Annotated in this window: 1 protein-coding gene; it reads left to right on the plus strand. The window is 55.9% G+C overall.

Features of this window, described 5'->3' with window-relative positions; translation table 11 throughout:
• Positions 1-926: IS3 family transposase (locus ACLD1Y_RS31580; RefSeq protein WP_429481544.1), on the plus strand; the 926-nt coding region annotated here is incomplete at its 5' end.
• Positions 927-966: the final 40 nt, after the last annotated feature.

Below are 966 nucleotides of genomic sequence, written 5' to 3' on the forward strand. Positions count from 1 at the left end.
CCGAGAAATTACTGGCAGATGGTCGCACCACAACAGTGAGGCCCATACCCAGTAATGCACTCAGCGACCTTGAGCGCCAGACCATCGTGGCGCTGTGTAACAGCAAGGCCTACGCACATTTGCCTCCGAGTCAGATCGTGCCGCAGCTCGCTGATGAGGGCCGTTATGTAGCCTCGGAGGCGACTTTTTATCGGGTATTGCACGCGGCGGGCCAGCAGCACCATCGCAGCCGTGCCAAGCGTGCTCATCGTCATACGGCCCCCACTACCTATGCAGCCACAGCCGCCAATCAAGTCTGGTCGTGGGACATTACCTATTTACCATCGCCAGTTCGTGGGAAGTTTTACTACCTCTATTTAATCGAGGATATCTACAGCCGAAAGGCCGTAGGTTGGGAAGTTTACGAAGCAGAGAGCGGTGAAAAGGCAGCAGCGTTATTGCAGCGAAGCGTGACTCAGGAGAAGTGCTGGCGACAGCCGCTGGTGCTTCACTCAGACAATGGTGCGCCGATGAAATCGGTAACGCTTCTGACCAAGATGTACGACTTAGGCATCACGCCGTCTCGCGGTAGACCAAGGGTTAGCAACGACAACCCCTACTCAGAATCGCTGTTCAGGACGCTGAAATACTGCCCGCAGTGGCCGCAGGACGGATTTACCAGCCTGGATGATGCGCGCATCTGGGTGAGAAATTTTATGACCTGGTACAACACCGTGCACCGCCATAGCCGGATCCGCTTCGTGACACCGGCTCAACGTCACGAAGGGAAGGACCGGGAAATTTTGGCTCGGCGAGATGCAATATACGGGCAGGCCAGAGAGAAAAGACCGGAGCGATGGTCAGGCGAGACACGTAACTGGAACCCTATCGGGACGGTGTACTTGAACCCTGAAAGGGAGCTGACCGTAGTGATAAAAGTCGCGTAGCACGACGGTGGACGCGACAACTACCTTGAAAAACGCCGCG

Source organism: Pseudomonas sp. 18175, assembly GCF_050432925.1.
Lineage (GTDB): Bacteria > Pseudomonadota > Gammaproteobacteria > Pseudomonadales > Pseudomonadaceae > Aquipseudomonas.